Origin of the sequence: Dyella sp. AtDHG13, from assembly GCF_003201105.1 — a bacterium.
Classification (GTDB): Bacteria; Pseudomonadota; Gammaproteobacteria; order Xanthomonadales; family Rhodanobacteraceae; genus Dyella; species Dyella jiangningensis_B.
Genome location: NZ_QICJ01000021.1, coordinates 1 through 17178 on the forward strand (window position 1 = coordinate 1; position 17178 = coordinate 17178).

General features: G+C 64.8%; 17 protein-coding genes and 1 tRNA gene. 8 read left to right on the forward strand and 10 right to left on the reverse strand.

Going from position 1 to position 17178, the window contains the following annotated elements; all coding sequences use genetic code 11:
* Window positions 1–57: 57 nt before the first annotated feature.
* From BDW41_RS22240 to ftsY, 7 genes are all read right to left on the reverse strand, one after another.
* Complete coding sequence (locus BDW41_RS22240) at window positions 58–1083, reverse strand: UvrD-helicase domain-containing protein (RefSeq protein WP_074552286.1); 1026 nt, start codon at window positions 1081–1083, stop codon at window positions 58–60.
* Window positions 1084–2520, reverse strand: coding sequence for a protein kinase (locus tag BDW41_RS22245; protein ID WP_074552285.1), 1437 nt, complete (start codon window positions 2518–2520; stop codon window positions 1084–1086).
* 356 nt (window positions 2521–2876) lie between these two features.
* A tRNA-Phe gene (locus BDW41_RS22250) sits at window positions 2877–2952 on the reverse strand.
* A 66-nt stretch (window positions 2953–3018) separates the two neighbouring features.
* On the reverse strand, window positions 3019–3297 hold the full coding sequence (locus BDW41_RS22255) for an oxidative damage protection protein (protein ID WP_074552284.1): 279 nt from the start codon (window positions 3295–3297) through the stop codon (window positions 3019–3021).
* 24 nt (window positions 3298–3321) lie between these two features.
* Window positions 3322–4353, reverse strand: coding sequence for an A/G-specific adenine glycosylase (gene mutY / locus BDW41_RS22260; RefSeq protein ID WP_074552283.1), 1032 nt, complete (start codon window positions 4351–4353; stop codon window positions 3322–3324).
* Window positions 4350–5444, reverse strand: a complete 1095-nt coding sequence (locus BDW41_RS22265; protein WP_074552282.1) for an AsmA family protein — start codon at window positions 5442–5444, stop codon at window positions 4350–4352. Before BDW41_RS22265 ends, mutY begins: the two co-directional genes overlap by 4 nt.
* A gap of 13 nt (window positions 5445–5457) precedes the next feature.
* Window positions 5458–6606 carry a signal recognition particle-docking protein FtsY gene (gene ftsY / locus BDW41_RS22270; RefSeq protein WP_074552281.1) on the reverse strand — a complete coding sequence of 383 codons (1149 nt, stop codon included), beginning with the start codon at window positions 6604–6606 and terminating at the stop codon, window positions 5458–5460.
* A gap of 74 nt (window positions 6607–6680) precedes the next feature.
* On the opposite strand from ftsY, the gene rsmD reads away from it, so the two are divergent.
* The 8 genes from rsmD to BDW41_RS22310 all read left to right on the forward strand — a co-directional run bounded on the left by rsmD (window position 6681) and on the right by BDW41_RS22310 (window position 14143).
* Entirely contained in the window at window positions 6681–7241 is a 561-nt protein-coding gene (gene rsmD / locus BDW41_RS22275) for a 16S rRNA (guanine(966)-N(2))-methyltransferase RsmD (RefSeq protein WP_074552280.1), read from the forward strand.
* 97 nt (window positions 7242–7338) lie between these two features.
* Window positions 7339–7842, forward strand: a complete 504-nt coding sequence (gene coaD / locus BDW41_RS22280) for a pantetheine-phosphate adenylyltransferase (protein WP_074552279.1) — start codon at window positions 7339–7341, stop codon at window positions 7840–7842.
* Between the two features lie 289 nt (window positions 7843–8131).
* Window positions 8132–8626, forward strand: a complete 495-nt coding sequence (locus BDW41_RS22285; protein ID WP_074552287.1) for a hypothetical protein — start codon at window positions 8132–8134, stop codon at window positions 8624–8626.
* A gap of 127 nt (window positions 8627–8753) precedes the next feature.
* Window positions 8754–9053, forward strand: a complete 300-nt coding sequence (locus BDW41_RS22290; protein ID WP_074552278.1) for a YfhL family 4Fe-4S dicluster ferredoxin — start codon at window positions 8754–8756, stop codon at window positions 9051–9053.
* Complete coding sequence (gene ggt, locus BDW41_RS22295; protein WP_074552277.1) at window positions 9050–10777, forward strand: gamma-glutamyltransferase; 1728 nt, start codon at window positions 9050–9052, stop codon at window positions 10775–10777. The genes BDW41_RS22290 and ggt overlap by 4 nt, the downstream gene beginning before the upstream one ends.
* A gap of 3 nt (window positions 10778–10780) precedes the next feature.
* On the forward strand, window positions 10781–11632 hold the full coding sequence (locus BDW41_RS22300) for an MBL fold metallo-hydrolase (RefSeq protein WP_074552276.1): 852 nt from the start codon (window positions 10781–10783) through the stop codon (window positions 11630–11632).
* Window positions 11633–11661: 29 nt separating this feature from the next.
* Window positions 11662–12678, forward strand: coding sequence for a TMEM43 family protein (locus tag BDW41_RS22305; protein WP_074552275.1), 1017 nt, complete (start codon window positions 11662–11664; stop codon window positions 12676–12678).
* Between the two features lie 190 nt (window positions 12679–12868).
* Entirely contained in the window at window positions 12869–14143 is a 1275-nt protein-coding gene (locus BDW41_RS22310) for a threonine/serine exporter family protein (protein WP_074552274.1), read from the forward strand.
* Between the two features lie 63 nt (window positions 14144–14206).
* Here the strand turns inward: BDW41_RS22310 and BDW41_RS22315 are convergent, their stop codons facing one another.
* The 3 genes from BDW41_RS22315 to BDW41_RS22325 all read right to left on the reverse strand — a co-directional run bounded on the left by BDW41_RS22315 (window position 14207) and on the right by BDW41_RS22325 (window position 17135).
* Window positions 14207–14533 (reverse strand): H-NS histone family protein, encoded by a 327-nt coding sequence (locus BDW41_RS22315; RefSeq protein WP_074552273.1) that lies wholly within the window; start codon window positions 14531–14533, stop codon window positions 14207–14209.
* A gap of 371 nt (window positions 14534–14904) precedes the next feature.
* Window positions 14905–16602, reverse strand: a complete 1698-nt coding sequence (locus BDW41_RS22320; RefSeq protein ID WP_074552272.1) for a proline--tRNA ligase — start codon at window positions 16600–16602, stop codon at window positions 14905–14907.
* 101 nt (window positions 16603–16703) lie between these two features.
* Window positions 16704–17135, reverse strand: coding sequence for a DUF4124 domain-containing protein (locus tag BDW41_RS22325; protein WP_074552271.1), 432 nt, complete (start codon window positions 17133–17135; stop codon window positions 16704–16706).
* Window positions 17136–17178 lie beyond the last annotated feature (43 nt).

Genomic DNA, 17178 nt, shown 5'->3' on the forward strand with positions numbered 1-17178 from the left:
CCGAGGCAAACTACTACCGGCAACTCGCCAGTCAGGCAGCCACCGTGGAGGCCTGACTTAAACCAAACAGCCTCCACGGAACACGGGGCGGTTCACCTCAATTCCGAAGAGGTGTACAGCCCGAAATTCGACGCCCTTTGCCGAATGCATTGTCATGATGTGAATCCGTGCATCACTCGCAAATCCATCAGTGTCCGTTGCGTGATAGCACACGTTCTTCTCAAACTCCGTACCCTCGAACCTCTCCGCTAGTTCGGCCGCGGTGCTGCGCTTGCCACAAAAGATTCCGATCTTTTCGCCTGTAAAGGCCACTAGTTGTACGGCGAGTAGTTCGCAAAGTTTCGAGAACTGCTCGTCTCGATCGATGCACCTGTGAAGTTCTGCGCTGGGCGTACCTTGGATCTTGGGGTTGTAGTTCGATGTGGCCTCGAGTGATTGTGCGGGACTGGGCGGCTCCAGCAGGCGGTCCGCTACTTGAGCAATTCTTTGTCCGATTCTGTAGTGCCTAGTCAGGGTATGCTTTTCAAGACCCATGTCGGCCGCGATGTCTAGGCCATCGCGTTGGTAGATTCCCTGTTTGATATCCCCGCACACACAAACGTTTTCTGACAGCGAGAGGAGGCAGCGGAGCTCTTCGACGGTCAGATCTTGAGCTTCATCCACGAATATGGAGCTGTAAATGTTCTTCGCTGGTAACTTTTCATTTGCTTGCTTCAGAAGCTCTACGGCATGAGCTCTAGTATCTTCATCAAAGTCTGCACCTTTCTCGACCAGATGAGTCTTCAAGTAGCGACCGATATGTCCTACAGCCCATGAGTGAAAAGTACGGACTTGATCTCCTTCGATCAGCCCCGTCCCCGCAAGGCCACTCCTTAGAAAGTCACAGAGCGCATTGGTGTAGGTAATCACCAATACATTCTTCTCCCCTTGGCCCGCGACAAACTGCGCCCGGAGAAGCAAAAGATTCGTTTTGCCCGATCCGGCTGGCCCCTCGAGCTGGTACCTGCCACTTGCCGGCAATTTAATGAACTCTTGCTGCGCAGGATCGAGTTCGTCCTTCGAGATCCACCAACTGGTATCCATTTAAGCAACGTCCTTATTCGCTATAAGCTTGCCAACATCCGTCCCGTGCAAGGCTGCTGCGTCCTCGGCAGAATCAAGTAGGTCGAGTACACACATCAATATGTCGGCCAAGCGGCGAGCGACATCCAAGGAAACGGCTTCTTCCGATTCACCTATGGTCGCAACCGCCACGGCCTGCGGTTCCGGTGTCGGACATGCACCCGACCCGCAGGACATTGCCGCGGCGATCGAGGCTCGAGCTGAATTGCTGTTCATGTCATCGAACCAGTCGAGGCAGACGAGCGCTGAAACTGTCGCTCGTTGTCCGATCCCAAGCAGGAATTCGTAGCCGGATGCCCTGCCAGAACCCCTTGCCATCATGGTTACGTGTACGACGCGGTCGCAGGCAGCAATGAGCTCTGTACGTATTGATTCGCAAAATCTCTTTGCGAACTGCTCACGTTCGAAGCGAAGTCTCTCATCTATCGCGGCTGCGCTCTGGCTTCCCACAAGGCCTTTCCCCTTCGCTAATCGGCTCTTGAGCGCAGATAGGCGGTCGGTGGCCGCTTCAAATGTGAAATCGCTCCAGCTAACAATTCTCAGCCTTGTTTCCATGTCTTTGGCGAGGCATCTCGTAGCCAAGGCCTTCTGAGCCAAGAGACGCGCCGGGTCGGCGTCTGGAAAGTTTGGGATCTTGGTGAGAACCGCGCGTGCGACGAGCCAACGATTGCCTAAATTTACCTCGTCGTCGAACAGAGGTTTTTTATTCACCAGATCATGAAGAACAGCACCTACCTGATAGAGGTTGAGTGCCTTCCAGAGATTTGGCGATGGAGGGTCAAGTCGGAATAGGTATTCAGGTGAACTGTATTGGGCTGTGGCGATGAACGGTCTCTTTTTGCCGTGATCCGTCGCGTCACCACCTTCTTCGTCCCGTGGTGACATGGTGCGTGACACGCCCAAGTCGATGAGCTTCAGATGCGAGAAATCTTCGGTTACATGAATATTCTCGGGCTTCACGTCTCGATGGGCGATATCGAGCTTTTCAAGGAAGACGACTGCTTCTACAAGTTGTTGAATAAGGCTGGAGATCTTCTCGTCCGGTACGGACGCGAGCACCTTTTTCAACTGAGGCCAAGCGACAAATTCCATCTCGATGAACGCAGTGCCTTCAGCCTCTTCAACACTGAAGACCTTTACGAGCGTTGGGCAGTCGTGTCCGATGAGCGATCGCTGCAACTCAAGGCGACGAGCCTCGGCTTGAGCATTTTCGCTCGAGAAGAACTTCGGGTCATAGACCTTGAGGGCGCGAGTGCCTGCCAGCGTATCTACCTTATAGATTGCAGCAGAGCCACCTGCACCGACATATGTCGGCTGCGAGTATCCAGTCTTGCCCTTGAGAAACTGGCCAAGGCGAAGCTCGATATCCTCTCGAACAGCGTCCGATATATCAGGCATGCACTCTCCTTGGCTGTAGCAGTATTCCGACGATCGGCAGCTAACGTAGGGGAGGGCGCCCCAGTTCTTGCATTACACCCTGTTCTCACTCTACGCGAGTATGAACGATCGGGTTAGAAATGTGAGATGCGCAGATGGAGGCCAGCCGAGGGCAATACTCGTTGGAACCGGTGATCAGGTATCCCGACGTGGGCTGGGCGTGCCCCCGATCGGAGTGAGCTGAGCTGGCTGCGTCACGATGTCTTCTAAGCAGACGATATAATGGCCGCGATGATCGAACGGCAACCGAGCGGCAACCAAGAGTGTGGCCGGAAAAAATGAAAAGGGCCTGCATCACTGCAAGCCCTTGTATTCAATGGTGGCCGGGGACGGAATCGAACCGCCGACACGGGGATTTTCAATCCCCTGCTCTACCAACTGAGCTACCCGGCCAGAATACCTGCAGGCATCAAAGATGCTGCGTGGAGCCGTGCATTAAATCGGAAGCGGGGCGGTTCGTCAAGACTCCGTGTCCGGGGCGACGTATCCCTCGGGCTGCTTCACCTCGCCGCCGAACAGGAATTTCTCCATTTCGGCGCTGAGGAACTGGCGCGACTTGGGGTCCAGCGGGTTCAGGCGATATTCGTTGAGCAGCATGGTCTGGTGGGCCAGCCACTGTTGCCATGCTTCCTTGGAAATCTCGGCGTAGATGCGCTGTCCGAGCGGGCCGGGCCAGGGGGCGAAGTCCAGGCCTTCGGCGTCGCGGCCCAGTTTGGCGCAGTGAACGATACGACTCATGCGATACGGCTCATCGTTGGCAATTCAGAGGTTTTGCAGCAGCGTGCGAACAGGGGCGGGCAGGCCGAGCGCGTCGCGCTCGTCGGGGCCGCACCAGCGAATGCCGGGATTATCGGCGATGCGCCGGTGCGCTGTCGCCTCGTCGAACAGCAGTGGCTCGACCTTGAGGCGGTAGTGACTGAAGACGTGGACGAAGGACGGCAGCGATTGCGCATCGTCGATCTTCGCCAGCGTTTCGGCCGTGCGCCACGCGTGATCGTGATCGCTGGCTTCCGGAAGGCTCCACAAGCCTGACCACACGCCCTGCGGGCCGCGACGCTCCAGCAGCACGCGGCCCTTGGCATCGCGCAGGATCAGCATCACCGTGTCGCGCGTGGGCACGGCCTTGCCGGGCTTGGCGCTGGGCAACTGCGCGGTGAGGCCGTCGCGCCTGGCGATGCAGCCGCTGGCGACCGGGCAGTCGTCGCAGCGGGGCTTGGAGCGCACGCAGAGCGTGGCGCCCAGGTCCATGATGGCCTGCGTGTAGTCGGCGGTGCGCTCCGCCGGTGTGAACGCGTCGGCATGTTGCCAGAGCACTTTCTCCACCGCGCTTTGGCCGGGGTGCCCATGGATGCCCAGGTAGCGGGTAAGCACGCGCTTGACGTTGCCGTCGAGTATGGGAAAACGCAGCCCGTGCGCCTGCGCCAGGATCGCGCCCGCGGTCGAGCGGCCGATGCCCGGCAGGTCGGCGAGCGCCTCGAAATCGCGGGGCAATTCCCCGTGATGCCGCTCGACGCAGATCTGCGCCGCGCGCTGCAGGAAGCGCGCGCGGCGGTAGTAGCCCAGCCCGGACCACAGGGCGAGCACGGTGTCTTCGTCGGCGGCGGCAAGATCGCGCAAGCTCGGCAGCGCAGCGACAAAGCGCTGGAAGTACGGAATGACCGTCGCCACCTGCGTCTGTTGCAGCATCACTTCGGACAGCCACACGCGATACGCGTCGCGCGGATGCTGCCAGGGCAGATCCTTGCGGCCGTGTTCGTCGAACCAGGCCAGGAGTGCGGTGGCAAATGGATTCATGGCGACTTGCGTGCAGGCGTGGTTTTCGGCGGCGCGGGCTTGGCGTTCTGGGGCGGTGCCGCCGTGCTGGCCGAAGGCGCGGGAACGTCGGTGCCGGCCTGCAGCGTCAGGCCTTCGATGCTGATGTCGCCGGTATCGATGCTGGCGATCTCCGCGTGTCCGTTGCCGGGAGGCACGGCAAGGCGCGGGCCGTCGTCGTGATCCAGCTGCGACCACCACGCGGCCAGCGCCAGCGGAGGAATCTGCAGATCGGCGTGATTGTCGGGGCCGTCCAGTTTCATCGCGAGCATCAGCGGATTGCTCTGGTTCGCCGGCGTCAACGCGATGGATACGTTGTATTGCCCGGTATTGGCGTGGTCGAGCTTGCCGGAGAGTTCCGCGGTGGCGTCCGCCGCGCCGCGCCAGTGCGCATTGCCCACGAGGCGCAGCGTGAGCGTCGTGCTGTGCGTGAGCGTCAGCCCGATGTTGTCCAGCATCAGCGTGTTGCCCTTGATGCTCGGCGTGGCCGACAGGCGCAATTGCGTGGGGATGCCCTGCGCATCCTTTGCCGTGATGGCCAGCGGAAAGGGATGGCCGGAGGCGAGGCGCCCTGCGTCGAGTTCCACGTCGCCCAGCAGCATCTGGTTGCCGCGCACGAGGCTGCCGCGGTTGATGTGAATCCCTGCGTCGATGCTGGGAATGCTCGACGGCGTGATGGCCGGGCCGGAGGGCAGGTCGTCCAGCCAAGACTGCAGCGCATCCAGGTCCACGCGCGGCGAATCAATGCGCATCTGCGAAATCACCGTGTCGCCGTGCACCAGCGTACGCCAGGGCAGGGCAAGCGTGCCGCGGGCGGCAAGCAGGATGGGCATGTTGGCGTTCTGCGCGCTCAGCGTGATGCCTTCCAGTTCCAGCGCCGGGCGCGGAAACAGCGCCGGCGTGGCGGGGCTGGCCAGGCTCAGCTCGAGGCCGGCGTCGCGGGCCTGCTTCTGCAGCATGGCGGTGATGCGCTCGGGCTGGAGCAACACGTGCACGGCGATCAGCGCGACAGCGACCAGCAGCAGCGTCGCGCTGCTGAGGACGATCAAACCGAGGCGGAGCCAGCGCGGCACCCGTCCGTACCTCTCAGCCCTGGCCCAGCGTGGCCGGCAGCAGGCCGTCGACGTAGGCCTCGGCGTCGAACACGCGCAGGTCGGTCGCGGTCTCGCCCAGCCCCACATAGCGGATCGGCAGGCCGAACTCGCGCGCCAGCGCGAACACCACGCCGCCCTTGGCGGTACCGTCGAGCTTGGTGACGACCAGGCCGCTCACGCCCACGATCTGGCGGAACTGGCGCACCTGGTTCACCGCGTTCTGGCCGGTGGTGCCGTCGATCACCATCAGCACCTCGTGCGGCGCATCGGCGTCGAGCTTCTTGAGCACGCGGGCGATCTTGCCCAGCTCGTCCATCAGGCCGCCCTGCGTGTGCAGGCGGCCGGCGGTGTCGGCGATCAGCACGTCGGCGTTGCGCGAGCGCGCGGCCTGCAGGGCGTCGAAGATCACGCTGGCGGCATCTGCATCCTGGCCCTGCGAGATCACCGGCACGTTGTTGCGCGCGCCCCAGGTCTTGAGCTGTTCCACCGCGGCGGCGCGGAACGTATCGCCCGCGGCGAGCAGCACCTGGCGGCCTTCGTCGCGATAGCGGCGCGCGAGCTTGCCGATGGTGGTGGTCTTGCCCACGCCGTTGATGCCCACGGTAAGGATCACGTACGGCTTGAGGCCATCCACGCTCAGCGGCTTCTCCACCGGGCGCAGCAGGGCGATCAGCGACTGCCGCAACGCGGCCAGCAGCGCGCTCGCATCGGCGAACTCGCGCTTGTGCATGCGCTTGCGCAGGTCTTCCACCAGGGCCGTGCTGGACTCGATGCCCACGTCGGCGGTGATGAGCGTGGTTTCCAGTTCGTCGAGCAGTTCGTCGTCGAGCTTGGGATGGCGCGTGAAAAGCGAGGACAGCCCGCGTGCGAACGCGCTGCCGGAAAGACGCTCGCGCCAGCTGCGCTTGGCCGGCGCGGCGGCCTCGACGATGGCGGCGCGCTCGGTGGCTTCGTCCTCCACCGGGGGCTCGGGTGCGGGCGGAGCCTCGGCCAGCGCCTCGTCCAGCGTGGAGCCCGCGTGATCAAGCGAAACGGCATCCGTGTCGTGCGCCAAACCGGCGTCCGGAGCGCTTTCGGCCGCTGGCGCGGCCGGCTGATCCGGCGGGGTTTCGGCGGGTTTCTTCTTCCAGAACTTGAGCATTGCGGCGGCGATTCAAAGACAATGGCGGGCATGCTACCACCCCCACCCAAACTCACCGCTGAGTCCGGCCGGCCATGAAGGCGGGCTCCGGACGCATCCGTATCATTGGCGGACACCTGCGCAACTCGCGCCTCGACGTACCCGATCTGCCCGGCCTGCGGCCCACGCCCGAACGGGTGCGCGAAACCCTGTTCAACTGGCTCGCTCCGGTGCTGGCGGGCGTGCGCTGCCTGGATCTCTGCGCGGGCACCGGCGCGCTGGGCATCGAGGCGCTCTCGCGTGGGGCGTTCGCCGTGCAGTTCGTCGAACGCGACGCCAGGGCCGCTCAGGCCCTGCGGGCCAACCTGGCGCGCCTGAAGGCAGAGGGCGGCCACGTGATTGCCGGCGACGCGCAGGCCTATCTGCAGGGCACGGCCCAGCCGTTCGGGCTGGTGTTTCTCGATCCCCCGTTTGCGCTGGATATGTGGTCGGCGCTTGCCGATCGGCTGGAGCAGGGCGGCTGGCTGGCGCCGTCGGCATGGATCTACGTGGAGTCGCCACGGCAGGCTGCGCCCGCGCTTCCGGCCAACTGGGCGCCGCACCGCGAGGGCGTGGCCGGCGACGTGCGCTACGCGCTGTATCGCCGCGTTTCCTGACGGTTGCGTATGGATGTCGGCCAGCGCCGGCAGGCCCTAGGCGGATGTGTCGAACGGGCCTAAGCTAGCCGCCCCTCTGCTGACAGTGACTCGTCACGTGAACAAGCCGCCGGTCAACCAGCGTCTCGCCGTCTATCCGGGTACCTTCGATCCGATCACCAATGGCCATGCGGACCTGGTGGCGCGCGCGGCGCCGCTGTTCGAGCGCATCATCGTGGCGGTGGCGGAAAGCCCCAACAAGGGCAAGGGCCCCGGTTTCAGCCTGGACGAACGCATCGCGCTGGCGCGGCTGGCGCTGGCGGACCTCAAGAACGTCGAGGTGCGGGGTTTCGACGGCCTGCTTGCGCATTTCATCGAAGACTGCGGCGCCGGCGTGATCATCCGCGGGCTGCGTGCCGTCTCCGATTTCGAATACGAATTCCAGCTGGCCAGCATGAACCGCCATCTGATTCCGCAGGCCGAAACCTTGTTCCTCACGCCCGCCGAACAGTACAGCTTCATTTCGTCCACGCTGGTGCGCGAAATCGGCCGGCTCGGGGGCGATATCACCGGCTTCGTGCATCCGGCCGTGCAGCACGCCATGCGCCAGCGCTGGCGCTGAGCGCCCTTGCCGGCACTGTGACGGCCGGCGCGCCTTGATCGCGGAAACCGCCGCGTCGCAGCAGATGGGCCAGTGTCAGGCGGCGGCGGGCTCGTGTATCCTCGCGGTATCCTGCGGACAGGACAGTCGCTCGCCGCGGGCCAGGGGGATGCAAGGTTCATGTGGCTGCCCGGCCGCCATGGAAACCGAGCCCGGCTCCCGGCCCAACAAGGCCCTGTCGCATGACGGGCCGGTAGGTCAGTCATCCAATGGATCCCGTGACCCGATTCCACCATCCAAGGTGACCACCATGTACAAGTACGCTCTCCTCGCCGTCCTCGCGATCACCGGCCTCGCTGCCTGCAGCCAGAAGGACGAAGCCCAGCAGCAGCCGACCGAACAGGCCGCCGCCGTCAGCAAGCCGACCGATCCGAACGACTCCAAGGCGTGGAACGCCTACCTCGGCCAGATCGTCCAGAAGAACATGCAGGGCATGACGGCCGACCGTCCGTTCCCGTACCTGGTGCCGGCCGGCGACAACGACGACGCCAACGCGCTGCGCCAGCGCCAGCTCGAGCAGGTGCAGGACACCGTCGCCCGCGGCGTGCTGCCGGGCAACATGCTGGTGTTCGCTGGCCCGGATTCGGGCAAGACCGCCCAGTTCGTCACCGATGCCTTCAAGGACGCCAAGCCGGGTTCCTTCAAGGACGTGATCGTGCTGGTGATCGGCGATGCCGCCGACAAGGACAAGGTCTCCGCCGTGCTGCAGCCGACCGGCGCCACCGTCCGTTACGTGAACTGGTAAGTTCCCGCTTTCCGGTAGTTTCAAGGCCCGCGGCGCGCAAGTGCCGCGGGCTTTTGTTTTCCGGCGGCGCATCCATGTTGATGTGTCTCGCGGCGCATCGCTCGCGCCCAGCATGTAAACTCCACGAATGTCCCTGAAAATCCTCGATACCTGCGTCAATTGCGACGTCTGCGAACCGGTTTGCCCGAACAAGGCCATCTCGCTGGGCGAGGAGTACTACGTGATCGATCCGTCGCTGTGCACCGAGTGCATCGGCCACTACGACGAACCGCAGTGCGTGGACGTGTGTCCGGTCGAGTGCATCATCGTCGACCCCGAGCACACCGAGACGCACGATCAGCTCGAACTGAAGTACCGCCACCTGATGGGCCAGTCGGATGACGCCGCGGCGTCGTCGGCTGGCGCATCCACAAAGGACGACGCATGAAGCACCCGTTGAACTGGCGCGCGCTGCTGCTGGCCCTGCTTGTCACCTCCAGCGTTGCCTACGCCGACAGCCGCCCCGCCCGCGCTCCCGCACCTGCTACCGCTCCCCACGTCATCACGCAGCGCCCCGGCCACGCCGGCATCGCCAGCGCGAACTTCCATGCCACCGATGCCGGCCTCGAAGTGCTCGCCAAGGGCGGCAACGCGTTCGACGCGGCCATTGCGGTGGCGTCCACGCTCTCCATCGTGGAACCGGAAAGCTCGGGCATCGGCGGCGGCTTCATGGCCGTGCTGCATCGCGCATCCGATGGCAAGGAGGTCTTCATCGACGCGCGCGAAACCGCGCCGGCGGCGGTGAACGTCAAGGACTACCTCAACAAGGACGGCACGCCCAATCGCGACACCGCGCTCAACGGGCCGCTTTCCGCGGGCATTCCCGGCGAGCCTGCGGGTCTTGCATGGCTGGCCAAACAGTACGGCAAGCTGCCGCTGAAGGACTCGCTGACGCCGGCCATCCGTCTGGCGCGCGAAGGCTTCCAGCCCGATGGCCGTTTCATCAACGCGATTACCGAGCGGCAGGACGACATCAAGCGCTGGCCCGCTTCGGTCGCCAAATATCTGCCGGACGGCAAGCCGCCCGTGGCGGGGCAGGTGTGGCGCGATCCGGATCAGGCCCGCACGCTGGAAATCCTGGGCGAGCAGGGCGCCGACGGCTTCTATCGTGGCGAAGTCGGCAAGAAGCTGATTGATGCCGTGCGCGCCGCGGGTGGCAATTGGACGGCCAAGGACCTGGAGAGCTACCAGGTCAAGGAGCGCACGCCGATCACGGTGGATTACCGCGGTTATCGCGTGGTCACCGCGCCGCCGGCTTCTTCGGGCGGCGTGGCGGTGGCGGAGATCCTCAACATCCTCGCCGGCTACGACCTGACCAAGCTGGACGAGGCGCATCGCACGCATCTGGTCATCGAGGCCATGCGTCGCGCGTTCCGCGACCACAACGATTATCTCGGCGATCCGGACTTCGTGAAGATGCCGCTGGACATGCTGCTGTCGCCCTACTACGCGGCCGGCCTGCGCATGACCATCCTGCCCGACAAGGCCACGCCTTCGGCGATGCTGCCGGCGAGCATTGCGGTCGATCCGGGCATGCACACCACGCATTTCTCCGTGATCGACAAGGACGGCAACATCGCCTCGATCACGCTCACCGTGAACTACACCATGGGTTCCACCTTCGTCGCCGCCGGCACCGGCGTGCTGCTCAACGACGAGATGGACGACTTCGCGCTGGTGCCGAACAAGCCCAATGTCTACGGCCTGCTGGGCAGCGCGGCGAATGCGCCGGAACCGGGCAAGCGCATGCTCTCGTCCATGACGCCGAGCATCGTGTTCGGCGCCGACCGCGTGGGCGTGATCGGTTCGCCCGGCGGCTCCACCATCATCACGCAGGTGCTGGAAGGCATCCTCGCCTTCATGGACGGCAAGGACGCACAGGGCATCGCCGCGCAGAAGCGCTACCACCACCAATACATGCCCGATCGCGTGGACGTAGAGCCGGGCGCGTTCGATCCCGCCACCGCCGACGCGCTGACCCGCATGGGCCATAGCCTCAAGGAGCGCAGCCCCTGGGGTTACATGAACGTGGTCACCTGGGATCTGAAGACGAACAAGCTCGATGCCGCGAGCGATCCGCGCCGCGAGTCGGGCCTGGGCAAGGTGCAGTAAGTCATGGAGCTGTGGTCCCTCACCGGTAATTCGCAGAAGCTCGATGGTGGCGCCATGTTCGGTAACGCACCGAGGGCGCTGTGGTCGCGCTGGATCGCGCCGGATGCGGAGAACCGCATTCCGCTGTCGTGCCGCTGCCTGCTGGTGAAAGGGCTGGACGGCAAGAACGTGCTGTTCGAAACCGGCATCGGCGCGTTCTTCGATCCGACGCTGCGCGAGCGTTACGGCGTGCTGGAAGATCGCCACGTACTGCTGTATTCGCTCGCGCAGGCCGGCCTGACGCACGAAGACATCGATGCCGTGGTGCTGTCGCACCTGCACTTCGACCACGCGGGCGGCTTGCTGGCCGCATGGGAAGAAGGGCAGGCGCCGAGCCTGTTGTTCCCGAACGCGACCTTCATCGTAGGCGCGGAACATTGGCGCCGCGCCTTGCAGCCGCATCCGCGCGACCGGGCCTCGTTCGTGCCGGAACTGCAGCCCTTGCTGGAAGCCAGCGGCCGGCTTGAGCTGGTCGAGGGCGAGCGTTCCGTGGCGCTGGGTGATTCGGTGCGCTTCAGTTTTTCGGACGGCCATACGCCGGGGCTGATGCTGGCGGAAGTGGCGGGCGTGGTGTTCTGCGCCGATCTCATTCCCGGCCGCTTCTGGGTGCATCTGCCGATCACCATGGGCTACGACCGCTTTCCGGAAAAGCTGATCGAAGAGAAGCGCATTTTCCTGGATGACAAGTTGGCGCGTGGCGTGCGCCTGTTCTTTACGCACGATCACGATTGCGCCGTGGCGCGCGTCGTGCGTGATGAGCGTGGACGCTACGGCACGGCCGACGAACAACAAGAGTTGCGGGAACGGGTGGGCTGAGCCCCGCCGCTATCGGGAGAGGGACCGCTATGCAGCCGTGGTTTCGACGCGTACTGGGTGGGTTGTTGCTCCTGGCGGGGGCGGGGCTGGTGGTGGCGACCGAGCAAGGTCTGCTCGACAACCGCCACGCGTCGGACCGCCATGGCGGAAAAATCGTCGACGTGGGAGACGGCAGCTCGCCGGAACAGGAACACCACGGCAACCTCGTGCGCGTGGCTGGCCCGCTGCGCGTGGTGGAGGATCCGTTCGATCCCGAATTCCGCCAGCGTGCGCACGCGCCGGTGATGATCCGCCACGTCGAGATGTTCCAGTGGCGGGAAATCCGCGTGGGCAGCGACGTGCATTACGAGCTGGACTGGGTGGATCGCCCGGTCGACTCGCGCCGTTTCGCCCAGCCTGCCGGACACACGAATCCCGAGCGCTTCCCGCTCGAAGGCAAGCAGTTCGATGCGGGGCAGGTGCGCCTGGGCAACTACGCCATGTCCCCGCCGCTGTTGCATGCGCTGCCTGGCGGGGCGCTCATCGCTCCCGACCTCAAGGCCTTGCCTGCGAACCTGGCAGCGAGCTTCTCCCTCAACGGCGACTACCTCACGACCAGCGCGCATCCCGAGCAGCCGCGCCTAGGCGACCTGCGCGTGAGCTGGGAAGCCGTGCCGCCCCAGGTCGTGACCGTGTTCGCGCAGGTCAACGGCGATGAGTTGACACCCGCCGCGGGCACCACGGAGGGCAGGGGCTTCGACGTTCAGATCGGCGATCGCCGGCTGGCCGATGTATTGCCGGATGTGCCACCGCCACCGTCGTTCGTGTGGCTGCGCCGTATCGCTGCCTTGTTGCTGGCCTTGCTGGGCGCGCTGCTGTTGCTGCCCGAGCGTCCTCGCACGCATCACGATCTATTGCTCGCGGTGGGCAGCGGCGTCCTGCTGCTGTCTGCGGTGGCGTGCGTGATGTGGCTGGGGACGGACATGTCGGTCGGCGGCGCCTGGTTCCTGGGGGCGTTGGCGGGGATGGGCGTGGCGGTTTGGCGATTGCGGGCGACCGCTGCATAAGCTGAGCGCAACGGACGCGAACGCTTCCGGAGGCTGCACAACCGCCCGGCATCCACGCTATTCAGACGAAAACCTCGGGCGCCTCTCCTGACATAGCCGTCCAAATCAGTTTTACTACGGCCATGCCCAAGGCCGCTCCCCATGCCGCTTGTTCATCGCTGGCGACCACCGTCGCTCGGACTGCCGCGCGATGAATCCGCCCATCGTCATCACGCCGCTGGCAACGGCGCCGCTCAACACGCGCATCGCGTTCCTGCTGGAACTCGCGCGCCGCCTGCATCAATACGGCACGGCGGCCCCGCGCCTGGAGGGCGCCATCGGCGGCGCGGCGCAGCGGCTGGGGCTGGTGGCGGACGTGTGGTCCAGTCCCACGGCCATCATCATTTCGTTCACCGACCTGACCCAGGGCGAGGACGAGGTGGCCCAGGTCACCCAGGTGATGCGCCTGGCGCCGGGTGACGTGAACCTCGGGCGGCTGAGCGATGCGGATGCCATCGCCGACAAGGTGATCGCGGGCGATATCGACCTGCGAGAAGGCTTTCGCCAACTGCGTGAGCTCGGCAGGCCGGATACGCGGCGCGCGCAGGCCGGCGTCATTGCCAGTTACGGCCTGGCCGCGGCGAGCGTGGTGGCGCTGCTGTTGCACAGCTCATGGGCCGACCTTGTCACGGCGGCGCTGATCGGCCTGATCATCGGCACGATCACCGTGCTGTCCGCCACGCGGCCGCGACTGGCGGTGGCGAGCGAAGCGATCAGCGCGCTGGTGGCCACCACGATCGCCATCGTGGTGAGCGAATTCGTGGTCCCGCTGGCGATCAAGTCGGTGATCCTGGCGGGGCTGATCGTGCTGATGCCCGGCATGGCGCTCACCACGGCAGTGCGCGAGATATCCAGCCAGCATCTGGTGGCGGGTGTGGCGCGCATGGGCGGCGCCATCGCCACGCTGATCAAGCTCACCTTCGGCACGGTGGCCGCGACCACGGTGTGCGCGGCCTTTGGCATCGACGGCCACGATTACGCGCTGCCCCCGCTGCCGTCGTGGACGGACTATCCGGCACTGATCGTCGGTGCGTTCGCTTTCGCCATTTCCTTCCGCGCCGCGCGGCGGGACTGGCTGGTGGTGATGGCGGCGGTGGTGGTGGGTTATCTCGCCACGCGATGGGGCGGCGCTTTGGCCGGCAAGTTGCCCGCGGCGCCGTTTGGCGTGTTCCTGGGTGGGCTGATCCTGAGCAGCGTCGCCAATCTGTACGCGCGCTTCGTGCACCGGCCGGGAGCCATCATCCGCGAGCCGGGCATCATCCTGCTGGTGCCGGGGAGCACGGGCTTCCGCAGCGTGTCGTACCTGCTCGAGCGCGATACCACGCTGGGCATGGACAGCTTCCTGCTGCTGGTCACGCTGCTGATTGCCCTGGTGGCCGGCCTGCTGTTCGGCGACCTGCTTATCGCGCCACGCCGTTCGCTGTGAATGTCCGCAGGCACGAATAAAAAATGCCGGCTCGAGAGCCGGCATTTTTGGTGGAACGGGCGATCAGATCGCCAGATCCTTTTCTTTCTTGCCGGCCTTCAAGGCGTCATTGAACCAGCGCGGGCGCTTGCCGCGGCCCGACCAGACCTGTTCCGGATTGGCGGGGTTGCGATACTTCGGCGCCACCGTGCCCCCGCTGCGGCGGGGCCTGCCGGCGCGCGCGCCACCGAAAATGTCGTCCACTGAAAAACCCTCGGCCTTGATCATGGCGTGGATTTTCTCGCGAAGCTTGGAAACTTTTTCCTTGCGCAATTCGTGCTGCCGCAGCTGCGCCTTATTGATCAGGTCGTTCAGCTGATTATGGTTGAGGTTCTTGATATCTACTGCCATGCGTTACTCCCGGGGGTGAGTGTGTGGCTGCTTGCATGGGCACTGCGTCTTGGGGCAGTACCTCTTTTGGATTATTGATTTTTACCGATTCGCCCATTCGATGCAAAGTCCGCCTTGGCCTTGAATGGGAAGCCGATTTGTTTCAATGGATTCCAATAATGGAATTGGCCGATTCAGCGTGGGCGTAAGCCTCTAACGTGACCGCATCATGACGCGTGGCACATGAGGATTAATTCCATTCGGCGACGAATGTCTGATATCGGACAATTAATGGCTGGCGCGAGCCGGGAAAATCCGGGCGAAAATGTCAGCGCAGGACAAAATGAAAACGGCCGCTTGCGCGGCCGTTTTTCATGGCAATCGATCAATCATCAACCAAGCAGGGCGAACAGCTCGTCCTGCGTCACGGGGCGGGCTTCGGCCTCGTTGCGCGCACGGTATTCCAGCGTACCGGCGGCGATGCCGCGCTCGCTGACCACCACGCGGTGCGGAATGCCGATCAGCTCCATGTCCGCGAACATGGCGCCGGGGCGCAGGCCGCGGTCGTCCAGCACCACGTCGATGCCACGGGCCTGCAGGGCCTGGTAGAGCGTTTCGGCGGCCTGGGCGATCTCGGGCGCGTTCTTGGGATTGATCACGCACACGGCTACGCGCCAGGGCGCCATGGGCTCGGGCCAGATGATGCCGGCCTCGTCGTGGCGCTGCTCGATGGCGGCCGCCACGATGCGGCTGACGCCGATGCCGTAGCAGCCCATCAGCATCACCTGGGCCTTGCCGTTCTCATCGAGCACGGTGGCCTTGAGCGCCTCGGCGTACTTGCTGCCGAGCTGGAACACGTGGCCCACCTCGATGCCGCGCGCGATCTGCAGCGTGCCCTTGCCGTCCGGCGAAGGGTCGCCGGCGACGACCTTGCGGATGTCTTCCACGCGCGTCACGCGCGCGTCGCGCTCCCAGTTGGCACTGGTGTAATGGGTGCCGTCCTGGTTGCCGCCGCAGACGAAATCGGCCAGCACGGCCGCATCGCGGTCGACGATCACCGGAATTTCGGCGGGCAGGCCGACCGGGCCGATAAAGCCCGGGCGCGTGCCGGTGACGGCGAGGATTTCTTCTTCGGTCGCCAGCACGGATTCGCCCGGCATGTCGGCGAGCTTGCCGGCCTTCACCTCGTTGACCTCGTGATCGCCGCGCACGCACAGCGCGACCAGGCCCTTGGTGCCGCGCACCAGGATGGTCTTCACGCACTGCTGCGGCGTGACCTTGAGGAAGGCGGCGACGTCTTCGATGGTCTTCTGCGTGGGCGTGTCCACGCGCTGGAGTTCGGCGCCCGGGGCAGGGCGCGCGGCGGTGGGCGCCAGCGCCTCGGCCTTCTCGATGTTGGCGGCGTAGTCGGAGCCGTCGGAGAAAATCAGCGCGTCCTCGCCCGAATCGGCGAGCACCTGGAATTCGTGGCTGGCGTTGCCGCCGATGGCGCCGGTGTCCGCCTGCACGGCGCGGAACTTCAGGCCCAGCCGGGTGAAGATGCGCGCGTAGGCCTGGTACATGGCGTCATAGGTCTGCTGTAGCGATTCGGGCGAGAGATGGAAGGAGTAGGCGTCCTTCATCAGGAACTCGCGCGCGCGCATCACGCCGAAACGCGGGCGGATTTCGTCGCGGAACTTGGTCTGGATCTGGTAGAAGTTGACCGGCAGCTGCTTGTAGCTCTTGAGCTCATTGCGCGCGTAATCGGTGATCACTTCCTCCGCCGTGGGGGCGTAGCAGAAGTCCTGCTCCTTGCGATCCTTGATCTTCAGCAGCTGCGGGCCGAACTTGGCCCAGCGGCCGCTTTCCTCCCACAGCTCCTTGGGCTGGATGGTCGGCATCAGCAGCTCGACGGCGCCAGCCCGGTCCATTTCCTCGCGCACGACGGCTTCCACCTTGCGCAGCACGCGCAGGCCCAGCGGCGACCAAGTGTACAGGCCGGAGGCGAGCTTGCGGATCATGCCGGTGCGCAGCATCAGGCGATGGCTGGCGATTTCGGCGTCGGCAGGAACTTCCTTGACGGTGGCCAGGTGGAATTGGCTGAGGCGCATGCGAACGGATCCGGCGGAGAAAGAGGGCGATTATAGCGGCCCGTGGCGCCCGACTTGGCGGGCGGCGCCGGCTTTCGTCCGCCGGTGGCGCTGAAACGGGCTCAGGTGCCCGAGCAGTATTGCTGGTACTGGGTTTCGGCCGTGGCCTGCTGCACCTTGCGCTGATCGGCGTCGATCACCTTCTGCTGGCCGCCTTCTTCCATGACGACGGGGCCGCTGCCCTTGAGCGCTTCCATGTTGGTCTTGAGCGTGGCGCAGAGCTTGGCGCGGTTTTCCGGGGTGTCGGCCATCGGTTGCTGGGGCGCGGCGGCGGGCTTCGCGCCTGGCTCGGTGCGTGCCGTGCTGCCTTCCTGCGTCGGCGCGGCCAGCGGTTCCACCGAGCCGCTGGTGGTGATCTTGCTGTACTGGGTGCCCTGCGGCGGCGGCGCGTCGGAGTAGTGCACGGTGCCGTTGGCGTCCTTCCACTTGTAAGCCTGGGCGGCGACCAGGGGCGCGACGAGCAGCAGCGCGGTGGCGATCAACAAGCGACGCATGGGTGGACTCCGGGGTGCAAGGACAGGGTACGTAGTCGTCAGG

Excerpts from the sequence above, each read along its gene's own strand:
- ggt (WP_074552277.1), top strand. The coding sequence starts at position 9,050 with ATGAAGCACCCGTTGAACTGGCGCGCGCTGCTGCTGGCCCTGCTTGTC.
- BDW41_RS22255 (WP_074552284.1), bottom strand. The coding sequence starts at position 3,297 with ATGAGTCGTATCGTTCACTGCGCCAAACTGGGCCGCGACGCCGAAGGC.
- BDW41_RS22285 (WP_074552287.1), top strand. The coding sequence starts at position 8,132 with ATGTACAAGTACGCTCTCCTCGCCGTCCTCGCGATCACCGGCCTCGCT.
- BDW41_RS22290 (WP_074552278.1), top strand. The coding sequence starts at position 8,754 with ATGTCCCTGAAAATCCTCGATACCTGCGTCAATTGCGACGTCTGCGAA.
- BDW41_RS22325 (WP_074552271.1), bottom strand. The coding sequence starts at position 17,135 with ATGCGTCGCTTGTTGATCGCCACCGCGCTGCTGCTCGTCGCGCCCCTG.
- BDW41_RS22320 (WP_074552272.1), bottom strand. The coding sequence starts at position 16,602 with ATGCGCCTCAGCCAATTCCACCTGGCCACCGTCAAGGAAGTTCCTGCC.
- rsmD (WP_074552280.1), top strand. The coding sequence starts at position 6,681 with ATGAAGGCGGGCTCCGGACGCATCCGTATCATTGGCGGACACCTGCGC.
- BDW41_RS22300 (WP_074552276.1), top strand. The coding sequence starts at position 10,781 with ATGGAGCTGTGGTCCCTCACCGGTAATTCGCAGAAGCTCGATGGTGGC.
- BDW41_RS22310 (WP_074552274.1), top strand. The coding sequence starts at position 12,869 with ATGAATCCGCCCATCGTCATCACGCCGCTGGCAACGGCGCCGCTCAAC.
- BDW41_RS22245 (WP_074552285.1), bottom strand. The coding sequence starts at position 2,520 with ATGCCTGATATATCGGACGCTGTTCGAGAGGATATCGAGCTTCGCCTT.
- mutY (WP_074552283.1), bottom strand. The coding sequence starts at position 4,353 with ATGAATCCATTTGCCACCGCACTCCTGGCCTGGTTCGACGAACACGGC.
- BDW41_RS22315 (WP_074552273.1), bottom strand. The coding sequence starts at position 14,533 with ATGGCAGTAGATATCAAGAACCTCAACCATAATCAGCTGAACGACCTG.
- BDW41_RS22240 (WP_074552286.1), bottom strand. The coding sequence starts at position 1,083 with ATGGATACCAGTTGGTGGATCTCGAAGGACGAACTCGATCCTGCGCAG.
- ftsY (WP_074552281.1), bottom strand. The coding sequence starts at position 6,606 with ATGCTCAAGTTCTGGAAGAAGAAACCCGCCGAAACCCCGCCGGATCAG.
- BDW41_RS22305 (WP_074552275.1), top strand. The coding sequence starts at position 11,662 with ATGCAGCCGTGGTTTCGACGCGTACTGGGTGGGTTGTTGCTCCTGGCG.